Annotated in this window: 2 protein-coding genes; one reads left to right on the top strand and one right to left on the bottom strand. The window is 71.1% G+C overall.

Annotated features, from left to right (window positions below; all coding sequences use genetic code 11):
* On the top strand, positions 1-2058 hold a 2058-nt coding region (locus LK540_RS25155; RefSeq protein ID WP_229440141.1), incomplete at its 5' end, for a TonB-dependent siderophore receptor.
* Positions 2059-2072: 14 nt separating this feature from the next.
* Here LK540_RS25155 and LK540_RS25150 read toward each other — a convergent pair.
* The coding region (locus LK540_RS25150; RefSeq protein ID WP_229440140.1) for a DUF3108 domain-containing protein at positions 2073-2806 on the bottom strand (734 nt) is incomplete at its 5' end.

Here is a 2806-nt window from a genome sequence, read left to right as displayed (position 1 = left end):
GAAGTCAAGAGCACCTCCGCCGCCTACGACCCGCGCCGCGACGACACGGCCAGCCGCATCGTGGTCCGGCGCGAGGAGATCGAGCGCTACGGCGACGCCAGCGTCCCCGACGTGCTCAAGCGCATACCTGGCATCAGCATCACGGTGGGTTCGGGCGGCGCCCAGGAAGTGCGGATGCGCGGCCTGGCCGGCGGCTACACGCAGATCCTGCTCGACGGCGAGCGCACGCCGCCGGGCTTCACGCTGTCGACGCTGTCGCCCGAGATGATCGAGCGCATCGAAGTGCTGCGTGCGGCCAGCGCGGAGTTCTCGAACGAGTCGGTGGCCGGCACCATCAACATCGTCACGCGCCGGAAGGTGCGCAAGACCGAGCGCGAGATGAAGCTCGGTTACATGGAGGCGCGCGAATTCCGCGGCCCCACCTTCAGCGCCGACCTGGCCGACCGCGGCGACACCTCATCCTGGTCGTTCGCGGCCAGCGGCAACCACGACGCACTGGATCGCGAAACGCGCAGCTACCAGACCAATACCCGGCCCGACGGTTCCCTCGACATGCGCAGGTCGACCCGGTTGGCCGAGCGCGGCCGCATGAACCGCCTGAACCTGAGCCCGCGCCTGGGCTGGACCTTCGGGAACGGCGACAGCCTCGAATGGGACACCCTGGCCAACGGCGGCAGCTTCCGCAACCACGGCCACGCCGTGACCACGACCACGGTCGGCGCGCCGCCGCCGGTGCCGGACCTGCATACCGTCGGGGCTTTCGATGACCGCATGCTGAGCACGAACCTGCGCTGGACCACCACCCTGGCCTCCGGCGCCAAGCTCGAGAGCAAGATCGGCGTCACGCGCAGCTGGCAGGACACGCTGGTAAGGCGCAGCGGCGTCGATGGCCTGGGGCGGCCGGAAACCGAGGGCAGCGTGCGCACCGAAACCGATGCACGCGGCGCGACCACCACCGGCAAGTACACGCGCGCCTTCGAGGGCGGCCACGTGCTGGCAATCGGCTGGGACGCGGGCCTGAACGACAGCGACGACGTGCGCGCCGAGGCCGACGCGGTGCGCGTGCTGCCGCCCGGCCAGCCGCCAGTCGAAACCTTCGCGGCGCGTGCCCTGCGCGCCGCCGTCTACGCCCAGGACGAGTGGACCGTTTCGCCGCAGTTGTCGGTGTACCTGGGCGCGCGCTGGGAAGGCGTGCGCACGCGCGTCAGCGGTAACACCTTCAGCACCACACGGGTGCGCTCAAACGTCTTCAGCCCGGTGCTGCAGACCCTGTGGAAGCTGCCCGGCGAGAAGGGCGACCAGCTGCGCCTGGCCCTGAGCCGCACCTACAAGGCGCCCGACCTGTACAGCCTGGTGCCGCGCCGCTCGGCCTGGGAAAACAACAGCGCCACCGAGGCCGATTACGTGGGCAACCCGAACCTGAAACCCGAACTGGCCTGGGGCATCGACGCCGGCTGGGAGCGCCATTGGGCCGAAGGGGCGATGTTCGGCGCCAGCGCCTCGGTACGGCGCATCGACGACTACACCGGCAACCGCATCTATTTCGATGGCCTGCGCTGGATTTTCACGCCCACCAACGAAGACCGCGCCGAGCTGCGCACGCTGCAGCTGGAAGCGAAGTTCCCGCTGTCGGCGCTCATGGAGAACGCGCCCGCGTTTGAGCTGCGCGCCAGCGTCAGCCGCAACTGGTCGCGCGTGGAGTCGGTGCCCGGTCCCTACAACCGCATGGAGCAGCAGGTGCCGCTCACGGCCAACCTCGGCCTCGACTACAAGCGCGGCGCATTCTCGGGTGGCGCGAGCCTGGCGCACCGGCGCGGCGGGCGCGTCGACCCCAGCGTGGAGCGCAGCTTCTATACGCATGCGCGCACCGACCTCGAAGCGTACGCGGTATGGCAGTTCAATCCGAAGCTGCAGCTGCGCCTGGCCGGGTCCAACCTGCTCGGTGAAGACAACTTCTTCGAGCCGAGCTACATCGACCCGGTGAGCGGCACCGAGCGCCGCGGCTGGACCTATCCGGAAAGCCCGAAGCTGGTGGCGACGCTGGAGATGCGCTTCTGACCGGCCGGCGGCGGCTACATGACCGCCGCGTTCGGGACGGCCGGTGCGGCAGGCCCGCTCTCGATGGCGGTCACGACCTGGTTCGCCACGCTGCCATCGGGCTCGGTCACGCGCAGCTGCACCGGCAGCCAGCCGCGTTCCGGCGCCAGCCAGATTTCCAGCCGGCGCCGGCCCGGTTCGCTGAGCTCGGCCAGGCGCAGCGTCTGCAGGCTGCCAGCGCCGGTGGCCAGCGGCTCGCGGCCCAGCACCTCGAAGCGCGTCCGGTGCGCGCCATCGGGCCCACCGACCATCATCTCGATCACGCCCTGCATCTGCTCGGGCGCGGCGATGCCCATGCCGGCCAGCTGCATCAGCAGCGAGGCGCGGTCCTGGCTGCCCAGGTAGAGCGGGCTGCTGCCCGCGCCATCGGCGTCGATGCGCCCGCCCGCGCGGTCGAAGCGCGTGATGCGGTCGCTGCCGTCGTCCTGGTGTTCGCTGGCGCGGATTGGGGCGATGCCGGTGTCGTCGCCGCCGCCTTCGCTTTCCAGCAGGCCGAGCACGCCTTCCAAGCGCAGCTGGTAACGGCCGCCGCCAGCTTCCCAGACCAACTGGGCTTCGCCTTCGCCGGAGGGCGCGCGTCCGGGCCGGGTGCGGCTGACGGCGTAGGTCAGGCGCACCGAAGGCGGCGTCTGCACCCGGTAGCGGCCCGGCATCTGCTGCACGGCGGCGCCGCGCGGGTCGCCGCGCGCGGGCGGGGCGGCTGCGGTGG

It is taken from the genome of Massilia sp. IC2-278 (assembly GCF_020708045.1).
GTDB lineage: Bacteria > Pseudomonadota > Gammaproteobacteria > Burkholderiales > Burkholderiaceae_D > Telluria.
The sequence above is the reverse complement of the archived record's forward strand: the minus strand, read 5'-3'. Positions and strand labels throughout refer to the sequence as shown.